Origin of the sequence: Salmonella sp. K21076 (assembly GCF_039650795.1) — a bacterium.
GTDB lineage: Bacteria > Pseudomonadota > Gammaproteobacteria > Enterobacterales > Enterobacteriaceae > Salmonella > Salmonella enterica.
The window spans coordinates 21158-43001 of record NZ_JBCLYA010000008.1 but is presented as its reverse complement, the minus strand read 5'-3'; the positions used below and the strand labels follow the sequence as shown (position 1 = coordinate 43001).

Genomic DNA, 21844 nt, shown 5'->3' with positions numbered 1-21844 from the left:
CGACGATATTTCGCCTATCATGCTGCGGTTATAATAATAATTATCGTTTACGTTATCATTCACTTTCATCAGAGATATACCAATGGCGCGTCTTAAAATTGCTCAGCCAAACTCCTCACTGCGTAAAATCGCAGTTGTAGTAGCCACAGCGGTTAGCGGCATGTCTGTCTATGCACAGGCGGCGGTTCAACCGAAAGAAGAAACCATTACCGTAACCGCAGCGCCTGCGCCGCAGGAAAGTGCCTGGGGACCGGCTCCGACCATCGCCGCGAAGCGTTCCGCCACTACCACCAAAACTGATACATCTATCGAAAAAACGCCACAGTCGGTTTCGGTGGTCACTAACGAAGAGATGCAGATGCATCAATTCCAGTCAGTAAAAGAAGCGTTGGGTTACACGCCGGGCGTAACTGTAAGCAGTCGCGGCGCTTCCAATACCTATGACTTCGTGATTATCCGTGGCTTCTCTTCCGTCGGCCTGAGCCAGAATAACTATCTCTGGATGGCCTGAAATTGCAGGGTAACTTCTACAACGATGCGGTTATTGATCCATCCCTGCTTGAGCGTGTTGAGTTGATGCGTGGCCCAACGTCCGTTCTCTATGGTAAGAGCAACCCGGGCGGTATCATTTCGATGGTTAGCAAGCGGCCGACTACTGAGCCGCTGAAAGAAATTCAATTCAAAATGGGGACGGACAATTTGTTCCAGACCGGTTTTGATTTTAGTGATTCCCTGGATGACAACGGTGAGTTCTCATATCGTCTGACGGGGCTGGCGCGCTCGACAAATGAGCAGCAAAAGAGTTCTGAGTCGCAGCGCTATGCGATTGCGCCCTCTTTTACCTGGCGTCCTGATGAGAAAACGAATTTTACGTTCCTTTCTTATTTCCAGAACGAACCAGAGACTGGCTACTACGGCTGGCTGCCGAAAGAGGGAACGGTTGAACCGTTACCGAATGGTAAACGCTTGCCAACAGATTTCAATGAAGGGGCGTCAAACAACACCTATTCTCGTAACGAGAAAATGGTGGGATACAGTTTCGAGCATGGCTTCAACGACACTTTTACCGTGCGCCAGAATTTACGTTTTGTCGAAATGAAAACCGCGCAAAAAAGCGTCTATGGCACGGGGATTGCGGCGGACGGCCATACGCTTAACCGCGGTACTATCGTTGACAACGAGCGTTTACAGAATTTCAGCGTAGATACACAACTGGAAAGTAAATTCGCGACCGGCGATATTGATCATACGTTGCTGACGGGTGTCGATTTCATGCGTATGCGTAATGATATTAACGCGACGTTTGGTAGCGCGCCGTCAATCGATCTCTATAACAATTACCATCCTGAATACTTTGCTTTCGGCGGCGCTGAGCCGTACCAGATGAACGAAAGTAAACAAACAGCCTTATATGTTCAGGATCAGGCGGAATGGAATAAGTGGGTATTTACTCTCGGCGGCCGTTATGACTGGTCTAAACAAGCGATAACGGTGCGTCAGAATTCCACTACGCCGACAGAAGGATATATTGAACGTAATGACCACCAGTTCACCTGGCGCGGTGGCGTAAACTACGTATTCGATAATGGAATTTCACCTTACTTCAGCTATAGCCAATCTTTCGAGCCAAGCGCCTTCGATTTGTGGAGCACCCCACGTGTTTCTTACAAGCCGTCAAAAGGCGAGCAATATGAAGCAGGGGTGAAATATGTACCGAAAGACATGCCAGTTGTTGTTACGGGTGCCGTTTATCAGCTGACCAAAACCAATAACCTGACCGCCGATCCAACCAACCCATTAGCGCAGGTGCCGGCAGGCGAAATTCGTGCGCGAGGTGTAGAGCTGGAAGCCAAAGCAGCATTGACGGCTAATATCAATATGACGGCGTCTTACACTTATACTGATGCTGAATACACGAAAGACACTAACCTGAAAGGGAATACGCCAGAGCAGGTGCCTGAACACATGGCGTCGTTGTGGGGCGATTACACCTTCAACGATGGTCCGTTGTCAGGTTTAACGCTGGGAACAGGCGGTCGTTTTATTGGTTCCAGTTACGGCGATCCGGCCAATAGCTTCAAGGTAGGCAGCGCAGCGGTGATGGATGCGGTCGTCAAGTACGATCTGGCGCGTTTTGGTATGGCGGGCTCCAGCATTGCGGTTAACGTTAATAATCTGCTCGACCGCGAATACGTCGCCAGCTGCTTCCAGACCTACGGCTGTTTCTGGGGCGCAGAACGTCAGGTCGTTGCAACGGCAACCTTCCGTTTCTAATTTCTTTTTGGGCACGGCTTGCCGTGCCCGTTTTACAAGTTGGCTGCGATGCAGGAAAACCACATTCATTCCGATACCACCTTTGCGCTGCGAAGCGTCGCTTTTCGTGTGCCGGGCCGCACGCTTTTACACCCCCTCTCGTTAACGTTTCCCGCAGGTCGAGTCACCGGACTTATCGGCCATAATGGTTCCGGTAAATCCACGCTGTTAAAAATGCTGGGCCGCCATCAGCTGCCTTCCGAAGGGGATATTCTGCTCGACAATCAGCCGCTGGCGAGCTGGAGCAGCAAGGCGTTTGCCCGCAAAGTTGCCTATCTGCCTCAACAATTGCCGCAGGCGGAAGGAATGACGGTGCGCGAACTGGTGGCGATTGGCCGCTATCCGTGGCACGGCGCGTTGGGACGCTTTGGCGTCGCGGACCGGGAAAAAGTAGACGAGGCGATTACGCTGGTCGGCTTAAAACCGCTGGCGCATCGTCTGGTCGATAGCCTGTCCGGCGGTGAACGCCAGCGCGCGTGGATTGCCATGCTGGTCGCGCAGGACAGCCGTTGTCTGCTGCTGGATGAGCCGACGTCAGCGCTGGATATCGCCCATCAGGTTGACGTGCTGGCGCTGGTGCATCGTTTAAGCCAACAGCGCGGGCTGACGGTGGTTGCGGTGCTGCACGATATCAACATGGCGGCCCGCTACTGTGATTATTTAGTAGCGCTACGCGGCGGTGAAATGATTGCGCAAGGAACGCCTGCGGAACTGATGCGCAGTGACACGCTGGAACAGATTTACGGTATCCCGATGGGTATCCTTCCGCATCCGGCGGGCGCCGCGCCTGTGAGTTTTGTGTATTAATGCGTGAGTTATATCCTCTTACTCGCCGCCGTTTATTAACGGCGATGGCGCTCTCGCCGCTGCTGTGGCAAATGAATACGGCGCAGGCTGCCGCTATCGATCCCCGCCGGATTGTGGCGCTGGAGTGGCTGCCGGTTGAGCTGCTGCTGGCGCTCGGTATTACGCCTTATGGTGTGGCGGACGTGCCAAATTATAAGCTGTGGGTTAGCGAACCGCCGTTGCCGGATTCGGTGATTGATGTGGGTCTTCGCACTGAACCCAATCTCGAACTGCTGACGGAGATGAAGCCGTCGTTTATGGTGTGGTCGGCAGGTTACGGACCCTCGCCGGAGAAACTGGCGCGGATCGCGCCGGGGCGCGGGTTCGATTTTAGCGACGGCAAAAAGCCGCTGGCGGTGGCCCGACGCTCGCTGGTTGAACTGGCGCAGACGCTGAATCTGGAAGCTGCGGCAGAAAAACATCTGGCGCAATACGATCGCTTCATCGCCAGCCAGAAGCCACGTTTTATCCGCCGCGGGGGACGTCCGTTACTGATGACGACGCTTATCGATCCGCGGCATATGCTGGTGCTCGGCCCGAATTGCCTGTTCCAGGAGGTGCTGGACGAGTATGGCATCGTCAATGCCTGGCAGGGTGAAACCAACTTTTGGGGCAGTACGGCGGTCAGCATCGATCGGCTGGCGATGTATAAAGAAGCGGATGTGATCTGCTTCGATCACGGGAATAGCACCGATATGAACGCGCTGATGGCAACGCCGCTGTGGCAGGCCATGTCGTTTGTCCGCGCCGGGCGTTTTCACCGGGTGCCCGCCGTTTGGTTCTATGGCGCGACCCTCTCCACGATGCATTTTGTCCGCATCCTGAATAACGTGTTGGGAGGCAAAGCGTGAGCAGAAAACGTGAAATACCGGATGGCGGTGCGAAAAACGCCTTAACCGACCTACGGTTCGGGCGCTTTGTAGGCCGGATAAGGCGAAGCCGCCATCCGGCGTTGCTGTTATTGGCGCTGTTGGTTGCCGCCTGCTGGCTGACATGGGTTAACTTCTCCGTTGCGCTACCGCGCAGTCAGTGGCAACAGGCTATCTGGTCACCAGATATCGACATCATTGAGCAGATGATTTTTCATTACAGCCAGCTGCCAAGACTGGCGATTTCGCTGCTGGTGGGCGCGGGGCTTGGGCTGGTAGGCGTCCTGTTCCAGCAAGTATTACGTAACCCGCTGGCGGAACCGACCACGCTGGGCGTGGCGACCGGCGCGCAATTGGGGATCACGGTGACTACGCTTTGGGCGATTCCCGGCGCGCTGACCACGCAGTTTGCCGCCCTGACGGGAGCCTGCATCGTCGGCGCGCTGGTGTTCGGCGTGGCGTGGGGCAAACGTCTGTCGCCAGTGACCCTGATCCTCGCCGGGCTGGTGGTCAGCCTCTATTGTGGCGCAATCAACCAGTTACTGGTGATTTTCCACCACGATCAGTTGCAAAGCATGTTTTTATGGAGCACTGGAACGCTAACGCAAACCGACTGGAGCGGCGTGCAGCGTCTGTGGCCGCAGTTGCTGGGCGGCGTGATGCTCACGTTATTGTTGTTACGTCCGATGACGCTGATGGGGCTGGATGACGGCGTTGCGCGTAATCTGGGGCTGGCGCTGTCGTTAGCGCGTCTGGCGGCGTTGTCGCTGGCGATTGTGTTGAGCGCGCTGCTGGTCAACGCGGTGGGCATTATCGGTTTTATCGGCCTGTTTGCGCCGCTGCTGGCGAAAATGCTTGGCGCAAGACGTCTGCTGGCGCGCCTGATGCTGGCGCCGCTCATTGGGGCGCTTATTTTATGGCTATCCGATCAGATTATCCTTTGGCTAACCCGCGTATGGATGGAAGTCTCCACCGGGTCAGTGACGGCGTTAATCGGCGCGCCGCTGCTCCTATGGCTGCTGCCGCGGCTTAAAAGCATGAGCGCGCCGGATATGAACGCCAGCGATCGTGTGGCGGCGGAGCGTCGACATGTCCTCACTTTTGCCGTTGCCGGTGGCGCGCTCCTGCTGCTGGCAACATGGGTCGCGCTCTCTTTTGGTCGCGACGCGCACGGCTGGACGTGGGCGAGCGGAACGCTGCTTGAAGAACTGATGCCGTGGCGCTGGCCGCGGATACTGGCGGCGTTAATGGCGGGCGTCATGCTGGCGGTGGCGGGCTGCATTATTCAGCGTCTGACCGGTAACCCAATGGCCAGCCCGGAAGTGCTGGGGATCAGTTCCGGAGCCGCGTTTGGCGTGGTGTTGATGCTGTTTTTGGTGCCGGGGAATGCTTTCGGTTGGCTACTGCCTGCCGGAAGCCTGGGCGCGGCGGCGACACTGCTGATTATTATGATAGCCGCCGGGCGCGGCGGTTTCTCGCCGCAACGGATGTTGCTGGCGGGGATGGCGCTCAGCACCGCGTTTACCATGCTGCTAATGATGCTCCAGGCGAGCGGCGATCCGCGGATGGCGGATGTGTTGACCTGGATCTCAGGATCTACCTATAACGCCACTGGCGGGCAGGTTACGCGAACCGCGATCGTGATGGTGATTTTGCTGGCCGTTGTGCCGTTGTGTCGCCGCTGGTTAACGATTTTGCCACTGGGCGGCGATGCCGCGCGCGCGGTGGGCATAGCGCTTACGCCGTCGCGTATCGCGCTGCTGGCGTTGGCGGCTTGTTTGACGGCAACCGCGACGATGACCATTGGGCCGCTGAGTTTCGTTGGATTGATGGCGCCGCATATTGCGCGGATGCTCGGTTTTCGCCGGACGATGCCGCATATGGTCATCTCAGCGCTGGCAGGGGGCGTTTTATTGGTCTTTGCCGACTGGTGCGGCAGGATGGCGCTATTTCCGTATCAGATCCCGGCGGGACTGCTTTCAAGCTTTATTGGCGCGCCGTACTTTATCTATTTGCTACGTAAACAGAGCCGCTGAGTTTGCCGGATGGCGGCATAAATGCCTTATCCGGCCTGCGGTGTAGAATGTAGGCCGGGTAAGCGTAAGCGTCACCCGGCAATTCATCCTTTACAATTTCGCAAACACCCGACGCGCGGCGTCAATAGTATTATTAATGTCGTCCATGCTGTGTGCGACCGACATAAAACCCGCCTCAAACGCCGATGGCGCCAGATACACGCCTTCCTCCAGCATCAGGTGGAAGAAACGCTTAAAGCGTTCCACGTCGCACGCCATCACGTCCTGATAGCAAGTTACGCTCTCAGCGTCGGTGAAGAAAATCCCGAACATGCCGCCGACATGGTTAACCACCAGCGGAATATTCGCTTCTTCGGCAGCTTCCAGCAAACCTTCCGCCAGGCGGGTGGTGAGCTCATCCAGCGTTTCATGAATGCCGGGCTGGGCGACTTCATTCAGGCAGGCGAAACCGGCCGCCATCGCAATCGGGTTGCCGGAAAGGGTGCCCGCCTGGTAAACCGGGCCCGTCGGCGCCAGCGCATCCATTACATCGCGACGACCGCCAAACGCGCCTACCGGCATCCCGCCGCCGATGATTTTACCCAGACAGGTCAGGTCCGGCACGACGCCGTAGTAATCCTGGGCTCCGGCCAGCGCTACGCGAAAACCGGTCATTACTTCGTCGATAATCAGCAGCGCGCCGAACTCATCGCACAAGGCACGCAGGCCCGGCAGGAATTCCGGCAGCGGCGGGACGCAGTTCATATTGCCCGCCACGGGTTCGACGATGATACAGGCGATTTCCTGCGGATATTGTTCAAACGCCGCGCGCACTGACGTCAGATCGTTATAAGTGCAGGTCAGCGTATGTTTCGCGAAATCTGCCGGCACGCCCGGCGAGTTCGGCTGACCGAGCGTCAGCGCGCCAGAACCGGCTTTGACCAGCAGACAGTCTGCGTGGCCGTGGTAGCAGCCTTCGAATTTGATAATCTTATCGCGGCCAGTAAAACCACGCGCCAGGCGAATCGCGCTCATCGTCGCTTCGGTGCCGGAGTTCACCATGCGCACCATGTCCATGGTCGGCACCAGGTTGGTCACCAGTTCCGCCATTTTTACTTCCATTTCGGTTGGCGCGCCGAAGCTTAAACCGCGCTCCGCAGCTTCGATCACCGCATTGCGGATAGCCGGATGGTTATGCCCCAGTACCATTGGCCCCCAGGAACCGACATAGTCGATATATGCTTTGCCATCGACATCGTACAGATACGCGCCGTCCGCTTTTTCGATAAACAGCGGGGTGCCGCCCACGCCAGTGAAGGCGCGAACAGGGGAGTTCACGCCGCCGGGGATCAGCTCGCGGGCCGCGCTATAGAGATTTTCAGACTTACTCATGGAAAGATTCCTGGTTCGTAGAAAAAGTGAATACCCGCTATTCTAAGTTATTCAGAGAAGGTTATGAAAGTTTTACGCATTTGAAACAATACGATTTGCAGGGGATTTTCACGGCGTTGGCGAGTAGAATGCCGACTTTAGATTTGTATTACCAATTAATGATCTTCTGATGAAAACAGACACTTCCACCTTTTTAGCTCAGCAAATTGTGCGCTTACGGCGCAGAGATCAGATTCGTCGGTTAATGCAGCGGGATAAAACGCCGCTGGCCATCCTGTTCATGGCGGCCGTTGTCGGCACGCTTACCGGACTGGTTGGCGTCGCCTTTGAAAAGACGGTTTCCTGGGTACAAAACATGCGCATTGGCGCGCTGGTTCAGGTCGCGGACCATGCGTTTTTGCTTTGGCCGCTGGCCTTTATCCTTTCGGCGTTACTGGCGATGGTCGGCTATTTTTTGGTGCGAAAATTTGCGCCGGAAGCCGGCGGCTCGGGTATCCCGGAAATTGAAGGCGCGCTGGAGGAGTTACGTCCGGTGCGCTGGTGGCGCGTGTTGCCGGTGAAGTTTATCGGCGGGATGGGAACGTTGGGCGCAGGAATGGTATTAGGGCGCGAAGGGCCAACGGTGCAAATCGGGGGCAACCTGGGGCGCATGGTGCTGGATGTTTTTCGTATGCGCAGCGCCGAAGCGCGGCATACGTTGCTGGCGACCGGCGCGGCGGCGGGGCTCTCTGCGGCGTTTAACGCGCCGCTGGCGGGTATCCTGTTTATTATTGAAGAGATGCGCCCGCAGTTTCGCTACAACCTGATTTCGATTAAAGCGGTGTTTACCGGCGTCATCATGTCGAGCATTGTGTTCCGCATATTTAACGGCGAAGCGCCGATTATTGAAGTCGGCAAACTGTCTGATGCGCCGGTTAACACGCTGTGGTTATACCTTATCCTCGGTATTATTTTTGGCTGCGTCGGGCCGGTATTTAATTCGTTGGTGCTGCGTACCCAGGATATGTTTCAGCGCTTTCATGGCGGCGAAATTAAAAAATGGGTGCTTATGGGCGGCGCGATCGGCGGCCTGTGCGGTATTCTGGGGTTGATTGAGCCGGCAGCGGCAGGCGGCGGATTTAACCTTATTCCTATCGCCGCGGCAGGTAATTTTAGCGTCGGGCTACTGCTGTTCATCTTTATTACCCGGGTTGTCACGACGCTGCTTTGCTTTTCTTCCGGCGCGCCGGGGGGCATTTTCGCCCCGATGCTGGCCCTGGGAACGCTGCTTGGTACGGCCTTCGGTATGGCGGCGGCAGTGCTTTTCCCGCAGTATCACCTGGAGGCCGGTACCTTTGCGATTGCCGGGATGGGGGCGCTGATGGCGGCGTCGGTGCGCGCCCCGTTGACGGGGATTGTGCTGGTGCTGGAGATGACCGATAACTATCAGCTCATTTTGCCAATGATTATCACCTGTCTTGGCGCGACACTATTAGCCCAGTTTTTGGGCGGGAAACCGTTATACTCAACCATCCTGGCGCGCACTCTGGCGAAGCAGGATGCGGAACAGGCGGCGAAAAACCAGAATGCGCCTGCGGGCGAGAATACTTGAACGAATTACCAGGGTATTAGATAATGACTGCCAATATTGGGTGAAAATTTATCCAATTACCGATGTCGTTTGGAGCAAAATATGAGTGATGACGTAGCGCTGCCGCTGCAGTTTACCGACGCAGCAGCGAATAAAGTAAAAAGTCTTATCGCTGACGAAGATAACCCGAATCTGAAACTGCGCGTGTATATCACCGGCGGTGGTTGCAGCGGCTTCCAGTATGGTTTTACCTTTGACGATCAGGTTAACGAAGGGGATATGACCATCGAAAAACAGGGCGTTGGCCTGGTGGTTGACCCGATGAGTTTGCAGTATCTGGTGGGTGGTTCGGTAGATTATACCGAAGGTCTGGAAGGTTCCCGCTTCATTGTAACCAACCCGAATGCGAAAAGTACCTGCGGGTGTGGCTCTTCCTTCAGCATTTGATTGCTGTTCGTTGTGCCGGATGGCGACGCGAGCGTCTTATCCGGCCTACAGGAAAGATGTTCCAGGCCCGATAAGCGTAGCGCCATCGGGCAAAACAATATCAACGTCCGTTTTCATCCAGGGCAAACGTCGGCAATTTCAAATGCCAGCGAATGGCCGCCAGCCGAATAAACAGCGTGACGACCATGCCCATCATGCTAGCGCTTTCCAGCGGTACTGAAAACGTATAAAACGCGGTGGCGTGAACAATCCCGCCGATAATACAGGCCGTGGCATAGATTTCGGTGCGTAGGATCATGGGGATCTCGCGTGCCAGAACATCGCGAATAATCCCGCCGCCGACGCCGGTAATCACGCCCATACAGACGGCCACTAATGGCCCCGTTTCAGCGAGGAAGGCTTTATTCACCCCAATGCCGACAAACACCGCCAGCCCGACCGCATCCAGTACCGGCAACATCCATTTCGGCAGACGTCTCGGCTGGCGAACCAGCAGGATGGTCAGCATACTGGTGACCATGGCGACGACCAGGTCGGTAGGATCTTTAACCCAGAATACCGGGCCGTTATCCAGCGCCATATCGCGGATTGTCCCGCCGCCGACGGCAGTAACGACGCCGAGCACCAGGACGCCGAACGGGTCCATACGTAATTTCCCGGCCAGCAACACGCCAGAGATAGCAAATACAGCCGTGCCTACAATATCCAGCCAATAGACGAGCATTGTCGAATCCCCACTAGGAGCCTGGTAAGACAGGCTCTAATTCACCTGTGAAAGCGCATTACAGAGTTGTTTTGCGGCGAGGATAATACGCGGGCTTGCGCGTTCAAACCAGTCGCTGTTAAGCGGAATAACCGGAATTTTTAACAGGTTTCCCCAGTATTGTTCAATTTTGAGAATTTCGCCCGCTTTTCCGGCCACGATAATGGCCTGGGGATGCCTTGCCAGCACCTGCTCACGGCTGACTTGCGGCCACGGCACGCGGCTGTCAGCAAAGACGTTTTCTCCGCCGCAGGTCGTCAAAACCTGATGTTGAATAGACCCTTTACCACTGGTAAACAGAGGATTCATGCCAAACTGAAGAAAGACGCGCTTTTTAGCTTTACCGGCATACTCGACTTTGAGCGCGGCGTACTCTTTTAGCAATGTCTGCGCTGCCTGCTGAGCCTTTTCCGGCTGCGGGCTCCAGGCGGCCAGTTGGCGGAGCGCGTCGGCGATCTGTTCGATGGTTACCGCGTCCACCCACATGACCTTAATACCTAATGACGTCAGTTGGTTTACCTGGCGTTCCGCATTACCGCCGCGCCAGGCGACGACCAGATCCGGCTTCAGCGCCACAATGCGCTCCAGATTCATTCCCTGCCAGGTAGAGACCTGTTCTATTTTTTGCGCTTCGGGCGGGTAGTCGGAATAGCTGCTGACGCCAACGGGCGTAATCTCGGCGGCAAAAGCAAGCTCCGTATTGGCGGGAGAGAGCGTAATTACGCGCGGCGCAGCGTAAAGCCACACCGGGAGCGTAAGCAGCAGGGCGCCCAGCGCCCTGAACATTTGCTTAGCCATGCGCCAGTTTCTGTACCAGCGTTTCGACCATCAGAGTCGACTGTTTCGCCGCCACCGCGAGGAATTCGTCAAAGCTGAGGTGCGATTGCTGATCGGCCACGTCAGAGATAGCGCGTACCACCACGAACGGCACGTTGAAGTTATGGCAGACGTGGGCGATAGCGGTGGCTTCCATCTCTACGGCGACCGCGTCGGGGAAGTTATGCCGGATTTTCGCCAGCCCGACGGAACCGTTAATAAACGCGTCGCCGCTAACAATAAGGCCGCGTACCGCGTTCAGATTCAACTCCCTGATGCAGGATTCCGCGGCGGCGATCAGCTTATCATCGGCCTTAAATCCGGCCGGACAGCCCGGTAATTGCCCGTATTCATAGCCGAAAGCGGTCACATCAGCGTCGTGGTAACGCGCTTCGTCAGAGACGACGATATCGCCGACCTTCAGCGTGGACGCCAGACCGCCTGCGGAACCGGTATTGATGATCACGTCCGGCTTGCAGTGCTCCAGAAGCAACGTTGCGCCCAGCGCCGCCGCGACTTTACCGATACCGGATTTCAGCAACGCCACTTCGGTGCCGTTCAACTGGCCAGTGTAAATTTCGCAGCCGCCCAGCGTAATCGTCTGACGGTTGTCAATTTTGTCACGCAGCAGCGTAACTTCTTCTTCCATTGCGCCAATGATGCCGATTTTCATAGATTTACTCGCGATAAGTCAGTTTTGGGGGCATAGTTTATCATGCGCTTATGGGGAAGCGCATTTCTCAGGCGGGGAGAGGATATGGCATCGATCGATTTCCGAAATAAAATTAACTGGCATCGTCGTTATCGTTCACCGCAGGGCGTAAAGACGGAACATGAGATCCTGCGGATTTTTGAAAGCGATCGCGGGCGGATTATCAACTCTCCGGCTATACGCCGTTTGCAGCAAAAAACGCAGGTTTTCCCGCTGGAGCGCAATGCCGCGGTGCGTACTCGTCTGACGCATTCGATGGAGGTGCAGCAGGTGGGGCGTTATATCGCGAAAGAGATTTTAAGCCGCCTGAAAGAGCAAAACCGACTGGAGGAGTACGGTCTGGATGCGCTGACCGGTCCCTTTGAAAGTATTGTGGAAATGGCCTGTCTGATGCACGACATCGGTAATCCGCCGTTCGGTCATTTTGGCGAGGCGGCGATCAATGACTGGTTTCGTCAGCGGCTGCATCCGGAAGATGCGGAAAGCCAGCCGCTCACGCATGATCGCTGTGTGGTTTCCTCGCTACGGTTACAGGAAGGTGAAGAAAATCTGAACGATATTCGCCGCAAAGTACGTCAGGATATCTGCCATTTTGAAGGTAATGCACAGGGAATTCGTCTGGTACATACGCTCATGCGGATGAATCTTACCTGGGCGCAGGTTGGCGGAATTTTAAAATATACCCGTCCGGCATGGTGGCGAGGGCCGGTGCCGGATTCCCATCGCTATTTAATGAAGAAACCGGGCTATTATCTTTCTGAAGAGAAGTATATTGCGAGGTTACGTAAAGAACTTCAGTTAGCGCCTTACAGTCGCTTTCCATTAACGTGGATTATGGAAGCCGCAGATGATATTTCTTATTGTGTCGCCGATCTTGAAGACGCGGTAGAGAAAAGAATCTTTAGCGTTGAGCAGCTTTATCACCATTTATATCACGCGTGGGGCCACCATGAGAAGGATTCGCTGTTTGAGCTGGTGGTAGGAAATGCGTGGGAAAAATCACGCGCCAATACATTAAGCCGCAGTACCGAAGATCAGTTTTTTATGTATTTACGGGTAAATACATTAAATAAACTGGTGCCCTATGCCGCTCAGCGTTTTATTGATAATTTGCCGCAGATTTTTGCCGGTACCTTCAATCAGGCGTTACTGGAAGATGCCAGCGGTTTTAGCCGCCTGCTTGAACTCTATAAGAATGTGGCGGTTGAACATGTGTTTAGCCATCCGGATGTAGAACAGCTTGAACTACAGGGATACCGGGTGATCAGCGGGTTATTAGATATCTATCAGCCGCTATTAAGCTTGTCGCTTAACGACTTTCGCGAGCTGGTGGAAAAAGAACGGTTGAAACGCTTCCCTATAGAATCGCGCTTATTTCAGAAACTTTCTACGCGCCATCGTTTGGCCTACGTGGAAGTCGTCAGTAAATTACCCACGGATTCGGCGGAGTACCCGGTACTGGAATATTATTATCGCTGTCGGTTGATTCAGGATTATATCAGCGGGATGACTGACCTTTACGCATGGGATGAATATCGGCGTTTGATGGCGGTCGAACAGTAAATGGACTTTTGTAAAGATGGACAATAAATTTTTACTTTTTCCAGAAACTTTATTCCGGAACTTCGCGTTATAAAATGAATCTGACGTACACAGCAATTTTGCGTTACCTGTTAATCGAGATTGAAACACATGAAAAAAACCACATTAGCAATGAGTGCACTGGCTCTGAGTTTAGGTTTGGCATTGTCGCCTCTGTCTGCCACGGCGGCTGAAACGTCCTCTTCAGCAATGACTGCCCAGCAGATGCCAAGCCTGGCACCGATGCTCGAAAAAGTGATGCCATCGGTGGTCAGTATTAATGTAGAAGGTAGCACCACGGTGAATACGCCGCGTATGCCGCGTAATTTCCAGCAATTCTTTGGCGATGACTCCCCGTTCTGCCAGGACGGTTCTCCGTTCCAGAATTCTCCGTTCTGCCAGGGCGGCGGTAACGGCGGCAACGGCGGTCAACAACAGAAATTCATGGCGCTGGGCTCCGGCGTAATTATTGACGCCGCGAAGGGCTACGTCGTCACCAACAACCACGTGGTTGATAACGCCAGCGTGATTAAAGTACAGCTTAGCGATGGGCGTAAATTCGATGCTAAAGTGGTGGGCAAAGATCCGCGTTCTGATATCGCGCTGATTCAAATTCAGAATCCGAAGAACCTGACGGCGATTAAGCTGGCGGACTCCGACGCGCTGCGCGTGGGGGATTATACCGTCGCTATTGGTAACCCGTTTGGTCTGGGCGAAACGGTGACGTCAGGTATCGTTTCGGCGCTGGGGCGTAGCGGCCTGAACGTAGAAAATTACGAGAACTTTATTCAGACCGACGCCGCGATTAACCGCGGTAACTCCGGCGGCGCGCTGGTGAACCTGAACGGTGAGCTGATCGGTATTAACACCGCGATTCTGGCGCCGGACGGCGGCAACATCGGTATCGGCTTCGCTATCCCCAGTAACATGGTGAAAAACCTGACGTCGCAGATGGTGGAATACGGCCAGGTGAAACGCGGCGAACTGGGGATCATGGGGACTGAGCTGAGCTCTGAGCTGGCGAAAGCGATGAAAGTCGACGCCCAGCGTGGCGCGTTCGTCAGCCAGGTGATGCCGAATTCGTCCGCAGCGAAAGCGGGTATCAAAGCCGGGGATGTCATTACCTCGCTGAACGGTAAACCGATCAGCAGCTTTGCGGCGCTGCGCGCTCAGGTCGGCACTATGCCGGTCGGCAGCAAAATCAGCCTCGGTCTGCTGCGTGAAGGTAAAGCGATTACGGTTAATCTGGAACTGCAGCAGAGCAGCCAGAGTCAGGTTGATTCCAGCACCATCTTCAGCGGGATTGAGGGCGCTGAAATGAGTAATAAAGGCCAGGATAAAGGCGTTGTGGTGAGCAGCGTGAAAGCGAACTCACCCGCCGCGCAAATTGGCCTCAAAAAAGGCGATGTGATTATCGGCGCTAACCAGCAGCCGGTGAAAAATATCGCCGAGCTGCGTAAGATTCTCGACAGCAAGCCGTCGGTGCTGGCGCTGAATATTCAGCGTGGTGATAGTTCTATTTATTTGCTGATGCAGTAATCACCTTTGTCCCCCTTCCACCACGGAAGGGGGCAACACTTTTCTGTGAAACTCCCCACAACTCCATACTTCTTTGCACCGTTTTGTGCATTTGCACAATGTCGAGGCCTGTCATCTTCCTTATGCTTGTGCTCTGCTCACAGGAGGGATTTATGGCTGGCTGGCATCTTGATACCAAAATGGCGCAGGATATCGTGGCGCGCACTATGCGCATCATCGATACCAATATCAACGTAATGGATGCCCGCGGGCGTATTATCGGCAGCGGCGATCGGGAACGTATTGGTGAATTGCACGAAGGCGCGTTGTTAGTGCTGTCACAGGGCCGGGTTGTGGATATCGACAACGCCGTGGCGCGACACCTGCACGGGGTGCGTCAGGGGATTAATCTTCCCTTACGCCTTGAGGGCGAAATTGTTGGCGTGATCGGTCTCACCGGCGAACCAGAGCATCTGCGTAAATATGGCGAACTGGTGTGTATGACTGCCGAAATGATGCTGGAACAGTCGCGGTTAATGCACCTTTTGGCGCAGGATAGCCGTTTGCGTGAAGAGCTGGTGATGAACCTGATTCAGGCCGAAGAAAATACGCCGGCGCTGGTGGAATGGGCACAGCGTTTAGGGATCGATTTGAACCAGCCGCGTGTGGCGGCGGTGGTGGAAGTCGACAGCGGCCAGCTTGGCGTCGATAGCGCAATGGCGGAACTTCAGCAGTTGCAGAATGCGCTTACCACGCCGGAGCGTAACAACCTGATAGCCATTGTTTCCCTTACCGAGATGGTGGTGCTCAAACCCGCCTTAAACTCGTTTGGTCGTTGGGATGCTGAAGATCATCGTAAGCGCGTAGAGCAGCTTATCTCGCGAATGAAAGAGAATGGTCAGCTACGTTTTCGCGTGGCGCTGGGTAATTACTTTACCGGACCGGGCAGTATTGCACGCTCATACCGCACGGCGCGCACCACGATGATGGTCGGCAAACAGCGGATGCCAGAAAGCCGCAGCTATTTTTATCAGGATTTGATGCTGCCGGTCCTGTTAGATAGCCTGCGTGGCGGCTGGCAGGCCAATGAGCTGGCGCGCCCGCTGGTAAAACTCAAAGCGATGGATAACAACGGGTTATTACGTCGGACACTGACGGCGTGGTTTCGCCATAATGTCCAGCCGCTGGCGACCTCTAAGGCGCTGTTTATTCATCGTAATACGCTGGAATATCGGCTAAATCGTATTTCGGAACTGACCGGGCTGGATTTGGGAAATTTTGACGATCGGCTGTTGCTGTATGTGGCGCTACAATTGGATGAACAGCGTTAAGCCCGGCGGCGCTTCGCTTACCAGGCCTACGGGGATATACCTGTAGGCCGGATAAGGCGTAACACGTCGCCATCCGGCAACACACAGCTTACTTACGGGTAAGCTTGTCCAGATCGGCTTCGATTTCACTGATCTTATTCGCGACGACGCTTTCCAGATGGCGCAAGTCGTCGAGGATCTTACGTTTGAGATCGAGTTCTGAGCGGTCGCGCTGGCAGATTTGGTCCAGCTCGTCAATCACATAGCGTAGGTTAGGGCTAATCTCCTGTACTTCTTTATAACCCTGACCGATGCCATCAGCCACCACCGTTTTACGCTGGCGTGGATACTTAAACTTCACGCTTTTAGCAAAGAATTCACCTCTATCCTTTTGAAAATAGATTTTCAGGATATCGTTATTGGCTTCTTGCCGCAGGCTGTAACGATCGATTTCCTCAGGATTGGTAATGCCCAGACTTTTTAGATTGTCATACATAGCGGTATCCTTCATCACACTATAACTTTTGAATAATTAACGAAAAATTGGTTTTTCGCCACCAATGGATACAAAAAAAGCGCGGTTGATCGCAGAAGACGTCTCGGCAACGTCATGAGCAAAAGGGCGGCGGTTATTGATAGCTTAAGTAATTCAACGCGATATTCCGTTTATAGAGAAAGCGTTTGAGGTCAGTGTGGGAAATTGACCGGAGGCAGTGGTCGATAACCTTGAGAGGCGGAATCTATGTCCGGAACGTATAATGCCACTATTCGCCGGGTGGTGATTTCCGCCTGGATAGGAAACTCCATTGAATATTATGATTTTCTATTATACGGCTTAGCAAGCGCGCTGGTATTTGGCCCGCTTTTTTTCCCCTGGCGCCAGCCCATTGACTGCAACGTTATCTTCTTTTGCCAGTTTCGGCGTGGGATTTATTTCCCGACCGCTGGGCGCGCTATTTTTTGGCAACAGGGGGGATACGCTTGGGCGTAAAAACACGTTATTAATCACGTTAGGCGGGATGGGCGCGGTCACGTTTCTCATCGGTTGCCTGCCTTCTTACGCCAGTATCGGCGCGCTGACACCTGCTTTACTGGTTATTCTACGTTTTCTACAGGGATTTATGGTTGGAGGTGAATGGGGAGGCGCCATGTTGATGGTCGTGGAATATGCTGCTGGAAAGCACCGGGGGCGGTTAAGCGCGCTATCGCAAACAGGAGGACTCACGGGACAATTATTGGCGACAGGCGTATTTATAGTCGTGACCCAATTACCGCAGGAGGCGTTGTTATCGTGGGGATGGCGTATTCCTTTTCTGCTCAGTGCGCTTTTGGTGTTGCCGGGATTATATATGCGTCATCGTCTGGATGAGACGCCTGTCTTCCGTGCGTTTAAAAAGCAGCAGGCCATTAATCATAGGCAGCAAAGGGATGAAAGGCCGGTGGTCAAAGTAGTACGAGAACAATGGCGTAGCATTTTGCTGATTATAATTCTGCGTTTTGCGGAAAGCGTTCCCTTTTTTCTTGCTACCGTCTTCGCGGTTTCCTGGGCGACGACGCAGCTTGGGATTGCCAGCCTGACTATTCTGTACATTGTAATGTTCACCTGTCTGCTGGCGTATCCCATGCACGTGCTATTTGGCATCATGTCGGATCGGCGTGGCTGCCGTCAGGTGTATATTTTCGGCGCGCTTTTTGTCGCGGCAATGGCTTTTCCCTTTTTCTGGCTGCTGGAAAGCCGTTCGCTCATACTGATGACAATGGGCTACGTTCTGCTTATTAACATTGGTCATAATTCACTGAATGCCGTGCAACCTTCTTTTTTCGCCGGACTGTTTCATCCGCCTGTACGCTACAGCGGTTCATCAATTGGCGCTCAGTTGGGGGCGGTTGTGGCAGGGGGATTCACGCCGTTTATCGCTAAAGCGTTAAGCGCAGTCTATGATAACAGTTGGACTTTGGTTGCCGGTTATGTCGTTTTGACTGCGCTGGCTTCGGCGTTTGCGGCAAAGATTGCGCCGGACACCGTGTTACCGCATTCGCCGTAATGCAAAGGGGGGCTGTCGCCCCCGCTTTTCACTCGCTTAATCAATCGTGCGCAATAATTCGTTAATGCCCACTTTACCACGCGTTTTGGCGTCGACTTTTTTCACGATCACCGCGCAGTACAAACTGTACTTACCGTCTTTTGACGGCAGGTTGCCGGAAACGACCACGGAGCCCGCCGGTACGCGGCCATAGTGAACTTCACCGGTTTCGCGATCGTAGATTTTGGTGCTCTGGCCGAGGTATACGCCCATGGAAATGACGGAACCTTCTTCGACAATGACGCCTTCCACGACTTCAGAACGCGCGCCAATAAAGCAGTTGTCTTCAATGATGGTCGGGTTAGCCTGCAGCGGCTCCAGTACGCCGCCGATACCCACGCCGCCGGAAAGGTGAACATTTTTACCAATCTGCGCACAGGAACCCACCGTCGCCCAGGTGTCAACCATGGTGCCTTCGTCAACGTAGGCGCCGATGTTAACGTAAGACGGCATCAGCACGGTGTTGCGGGCGATAAATGCGCCCTGACGAACGGCCGCAGGCGGAACGACGCGGAAGCCTTCTTTCTGAAAACGCGCTTCGTCGTAATCAGCGAATTTCATCGGGGCTTTATCGAAGTAGCGGCTTTCCGCACCGTCGATAACCTGGTTATCGTTAATACGGAAAGAGAGCAGAACCGCTTTCTTCAACCACTGGTGAGTGACCCACTGACCGTCGATTTTTTCTGCGACACGCAGCGCGCCGGAATCAAGTAGAGAAATGACCTGTTTTACCGCCTCTCGGGTCACGGTATCTACATTAGCCGGCGTAATATCGGCGCGGCGCTCAAAAGCGGTCTCAATAACGTTCTGTAACTGCTGCATTGTTAAACTCTTTCATATAAATAAACACACTACCCTTTATCGTTTGGATTGAGGGCCGCTGTCAACCGTTGTTGCACCTCAAGTTGCAGCACATTATTAAGTGCGCGCCGATCCGCTGTGGCGATTATGAATAAATCTTCTACTCGTTCACCAATGGTTGTAATTCGGGCACCATGAAGCGAAATTCCCAGATCGGCAAAAATTTGTCCGACCCTGGCCAGCAGACCAGGTTGATCGAGCGCGATCAATTCCATGAATGATTTTCTGTCGGTATGGGTGGGCAGAAAATTGACTTCCGTTTCGACCGTAAAGTGCCGTAACTTTGCCGGTTGCCGACGCGGCTGCGGCGGCTGCCAGCTATGCTGCGTAATGGTCTGTTCAAGACCGGTGCGAATAACGTCATGGCGATCTGCCGCCAGCGGGCTGCCGTCTGGTTCCAGAACGATAAACGTATCCATTGCCATGCCGTCGCGAGTGGTAAAGATCTGCGCGTCATGGACGCTTAAATTACGCCTGTCCAGCTCGGCGCAGACGGCGGCAAACAGATAGGGTCTGTCCGGACTCCAGATAAAAATTTCGGTTCCGCCGCGCGTGGCTTGCGGACTGAGCAACACTAACGGTTGGCTCAGATCGTGCTGCAATAAATGGCGTGCGTGCCAGGCGAGCTGATTTGGACTATGACGAACAAAATAGTTAGCGCGACAGCGGGTCCAGATTTTGTGCAGCGCGGCTTCATCAATATTGTCCATTCGCAGCAGCGCCAGCGCCTGAAGCTGATGGTGACGCACGCGCTCACGCATATCCGGCGTATTTTGCATTCCACGCCTGAGCTGTTTTTCAGTGGCGAAGTACAGCTCGCGCAGCAGGCTCTGTTTCCAGCTATTCCACAAGGTTTCGTTGGTCGCGCAGATGTCCGCGACGGTCAGGCAGACCAGAAAACGCAGCCGTGTTTCGGTTTGCACCTCTTCGGCAAACTGCTTGATGACTTCCGGATCCTGGATGTCGCGGCGCTGAGCGGTGACTGACATTAGCAGGTGTTGGCGCACCAGCCAGGCGACCAGTTGCGTTTCGCGTGAGTTCAAACCGTGCAGTTCGGCGAAGGTGAGTACATCCTGCGCGCCCAGTACCGAATGGTCGCCGCCGCGTCCTTTCGCAATATCGTGGAACAGCGCGGCGATCAGGATCAGTTCCGGATGGGGAAGCCGCGGCCAGAGATCGACGCATAGCGGATGGCGCTGGCGTGTCTCTTCTTTCGCAAAGCTCTCCAGTTTGAGCATTACGCGGATGGTGTGTTCATCCACCGTGTATGCGTGGAACAGGTCAAACTGCATTTGTCCGACGATGTGCGACCACTGCGGCATATAAGCCCACAGTACGCTGTGGCGATGCATGGGCAGCAGGCCGCGGCTGACCGCGCCGGGATGGCGTAGCATACTCAGAAACAGAGTGCGCGCCTCCGGGATGTAACACAGCGGTTGGCTCAGGTGGCGGCGGGCGTGGCGCAAGTGGCGTAACGTCGTAGAGTAGATGCCGGTGATCGCGCTATTGCGCACCATCATATAAAACATCCGCAGGATCGCTTGCGGTTCGCGGATAAACAGCGTGTCGTCACGCAGATCAATGAGCGTGCCGCGCAGTTGAAACTCATCGTCAACAGGACGTGGTTTTTCATCCGCAGGCAGCGCCAGAATCGCCTCGTCAAATAGCTGAAGCAGCATCTGATTAAGTTCGCTCACCCGACGCGTAACCCGGAAGTAGTCTTTCATCATCCGCTCAACCGGATCATTGCCCTCGCCGCTGTAGTTAAGGCGTTGAGCGACGCTTAACTGGCGGTCGAACAGCAGGCGGTTATCGTAGCGGCTGACCACCAGATGTAGCGCAAAGCGAATGCGCCACAGGATATGCAGGCACTCGTTGAGCTCCGCGCACTCAGCCGGGGTTAAAAAGCCGAATCCCACCATCTCATCGAGCGAGGTGGCGCCGAAGTGACGTCGGGCGACCCACTGCAATGTATGGATATCGCGCAGGCCGCCGGGGCTGCTTTTAATATCCGGCTCCAGATTATAGCTGGTACCGTGATAGCGCTGGTGGCGCTGGTTCTGCTCTTCTACTTTGGCGGCGTAAAATTTGTCGGACGGCCAAAAACCTTCGCTGAAAATATGTTTTTGTAGTGCCAGAAACAGAGCGACATCACCGATCAGCAGGCGCGTTTCGATGAGGTTTGTTGCAACGGTTAAATCAGACAGACCTTCCAGCAGACACTCTTCCAGCGTACGTACGCTATGCCCGACATCCAGCTTGACGTCCCAAAGTAAAGTCAGCAGCTCGCCGACCTTTTGCGCCTGTTCATCGGGCAGCTTTTTGCGGCTTAAAATGAGCAGATCAATATCGGAAAGCGGATGCAGTTCGCCGCGTCCATAGCCGCCGACGGCGACCAGCGCCAGATCGGCAATCTGACCGAAACCGGCCTCAATCCACAGGCGTTGCAACAACTGGTCGATAAATTCGGTTCGGGCTTCAATAAGCTGTTCAGCACAAATGCCGCTGTCAAATGCCTCTCCCAGCCAGTGTTGAAAGATGTCGATGCGGGCTTTGATACCGGCGACGGTCAGTTCAGCGCGCGGCCAGACGCCAGGGTTTTGCGGCTGGTCAGGGAGGGTGGGGAGTGCGGTATTCGCGTGCTGTTCAGGAAGAGTATTCATATGCGCCACCCATTAAAAAGCCGGATGGTGGCGTGAACGCCTTATCCGGCCTACGAAGTAGTACAATTTGTAGGCCTGATAAGA

15 protein-coding genes and 2 pseudogenes are annotated in these 21844 nt (G+C 54.5%); 10 read left to right on the top strand and 7 right to left on the bottom strand.

Features of this window, described 5'->3' with window-relative positions:
* Positions 1 to 82 precede the first annotated feature (82 nt).
* From fhuA to fhuB, 4 genes and pseudogenes are all read left to right on the top strand, one after another.
* Positions 83 to 2274: pseudogene (gene fhuA, locus AAYN39_RS03580) on the top strand (ferrichrome porin FhuA).
* Positions 2275 to 2322: 48 nt separating this feature from the next.
* Positions 2323 to 3120, top strand: a complete 798-nt coding sequence (gene fhuC / locus AAYN39_RS03575; protein WP_001157197.1) for a Fe3+-hydroxamate ABC transporter ATP-binding protein FhuC — start codon at positions 2323 to 2325, stop codon at positions 3118 to 3120.
* Positions 3120 to 4010 (top strand): Fe(3+)-hydroxamate ABC transporter substrate-binding protein FhuD, encoded by an 891-nt coding sequence (fhuD, locus tag AAYN39_RS03570; protein ID WP_001208784.1) that lies wholly within the window; start codon positions 3120 to 3122, stop codon positions 4008 to 4010. The genes fhuC and fhuD overlap by 1 nt, the downstream gene beginning before the upstream one ends.
* 14 nt (positions 4011 to 4024) lie before the next feature.
* Positions 4025 to 6064, top strand: coding sequence for a Fe(3+)-hydroxamate ABC transporter permease FhuB (gene fhuB, locus AAYN39_RS03565; protein WP_094516706.1), 2040 nt, complete (start codon positions 4025 to 4027; stop codon positions 6062 to 6064).
* A gap of 90 nt (positions 6065 to 6154) precedes the next feature.
* On the opposite strand, the gene hemL is transcribed toward fhuB, so the two are convergent.
* On the bottom strand, positions 6155 to 7435 hold the full coding sequence (gene hemL, locus AAYN39_RS03560; RefSeq protein WP_000045264.1) for a glutamate-1-semialdehyde 2,1-aminomutase: 1281 nt from the start codon (positions 7433 to 7435) through the stop codon (positions 6155 to 6157).
* A 169-nt stretch (positions 7436 to 7604) separates the two neighbouring features.
* On the opposite strand from hemL, the gene clcA reads away from it, so the two are divergent.
* Positions 7605 to 9026: a H(+)/Cl(-) exchange transporter ClcA gene (clcA, locus tag AAYN39_RS03555; protein ID WP_000845433.1), complete on the top strand. Its 1422-nt coding sequence runs from the start codon at positions 7605 to 7607 to the stop codon at positions 9024 to 9026.
* 81 nt (positions 9027 to 9107) lie between these two features.
* Positions 9108 to 9452: an iron-sulfur cluster insertion protein ErpA gene (gene erpA, locus AAYN39_RS03550; RefSeq protein WP_001278668.1), complete on the top strand. Its 345-nt coding sequence runs from the start codon at positions 9108 to 9110 to the stop codon at positions 9450 to 9452.
* Between the two features lie 100 nt (positions 9453 to 9552).
* On the opposite strand, the gene AAYN39_RS03545 is transcribed toward erpA, so the two are convergent.
* Genes AAYN39_RS03545 through mtnN form a run of 3 tightly spaced genes read right to left on the bottom strand, consistent with a single transcriptional unit; the run spans position 9553 to position 11704 of the window.
* The gene (locus AAYN39_RS03545) at positions 9553 to 10176 is read right to left on the bottom strand and encodes a TRIC cation channel family protein (protein ID WP_000964234.1); all 624 of its coding nucleotides are present in this window, start codon (positions 10174 to 10176) and stop codon (positions 9553 to 9555) included.
* Between the two features lie 36 nt (positions 10177 to 10212).
* Positions 10213 to 11013, bottom strand: a complete 801-nt coding sequence (gene btuF / locus AAYN39_RS03540; RefSeq protein WP_001118833.1) for a vitamin B12 ABC transporter substrate-binding protein BtuF — start codon at positions 11011 to 11013, stop codon at positions 10213 to 10215.
* Positions 11006 to 11704: a 5'-methylthioadenosine/S-adenosylhomocysteine nucleosidase gene (gene mtnN, locus AAYN39_RS03535; RefSeq protein ID WP_000689821.1), complete on the bottom strand. Its 699-nt coding sequence runs from the start codon at positions 11702 to 11704 to the stop codon at positions 11006 to 11008. The genes btuF and mtnN overlap by 8 nt, the downstream gene beginning before the upstream one ends.
* An 84-nt stretch (positions 11705 to 11788) precedes the next feature.
* On the opposite strand from mtnN, the gene dgt reads away from it, so the two are divergent.
* From dgt to cdaR, 3 genes are all read left to right on the top strand, one after another.
* The gene (dgt, locus tag AAYN39_RS03530) at positions 11789 to 13306 is read left to right on the top strand and encodes a dGTPase (RefSeq protein ID WP_000146450.1); all 1518 of its coding nucleotides are present in this window, start codon (positions 11789 to 11791) and stop codon (positions 13304 to 13306) included.
* Positions 13307 to 13435: 129 nt separating this feature from the next.
* Entirely contained in the window at positions 13436 to 14863 is a 1428-nt protein-coding gene (gene degP / locus AAYN39_RS03525; protein WP_000753959.1) for a serine endoprotease DegP, read from the top strand.
* 152 nt (positions 14864 to 15015) lie between these two features.
* On the top strand, positions 15016 to 16173 hold the full coding sequence (cdaR, locus tag AAYN39_RS03520) for a DNA-binding transcriptional regulator CdaR (protein WP_000929458.1): 1158 nt from the start codon (positions 15016 to 15018) through the stop codon (positions 16171 to 16173).
* A gap of 88 nt (positions 16174 to 16261) precedes the next feature.
* Here cdaR and AAYN39_RS03515 read toward each other — a convergent pair whose 3' ends face one another.
* Positions 16262 to 16648 carry a DUF3461 family protein gene (locus tag AAYN39_RS03515; protein ID WP_000272193.1) on the bottom strand — a complete coding sequence of 129 codons (387 nt, stop codon included), beginning with the start codon at positions 16646 to 16648 and terminating at the stop codon, positions 16262 to 16264.
* A 246-nt stretch (positions 16649 to 16894) separates the two neighbouring features.
* Here AAYN39_RS03515 and AAYN39_RS03510 point away from each other — a divergent pair.
* Positions 16895 to 18197, top strand: a pseudogene (locus AAYN39_RS03510) (MFS transporter).
* Between the two features lie 36 nt (positions 18198 to 18233).
* Here the strand turns inward: AAYN39_RS03510 and dapD are convergent.
* Together dapD and glnD are read right to left on the bottom strand one after the other, a co-directional pair.
* On the bottom strand, positions 18234 to 19058 hold the full coding sequence (gene dapD, locus AAYN39_RS03505; protein WP_001186669.1) for a 2,3,4,5-tetrahydropyridine-2,6-dicarboxylate N-succinyltransferase: 825 nt from the start codon (positions 19056 to 19058) through the stop codon (positions 18234 to 18236).
* A gap of 29 nt (positions 19059 to 19087) precedes the next feature.
* Complete coding sequence (gene glnD / locus AAYN39_RS03500; protein WP_001094518.1) at positions 19088 to 21760, bottom strand: bifunctional uridylyltransferase/uridylyl-removing protein GlnD; 2673 nt, start codon at positions 21758 to 21760, stop codon at positions 19088 to 19090.
* Positions 21761 to 21844: the final 84 nt, after the last annotated feature.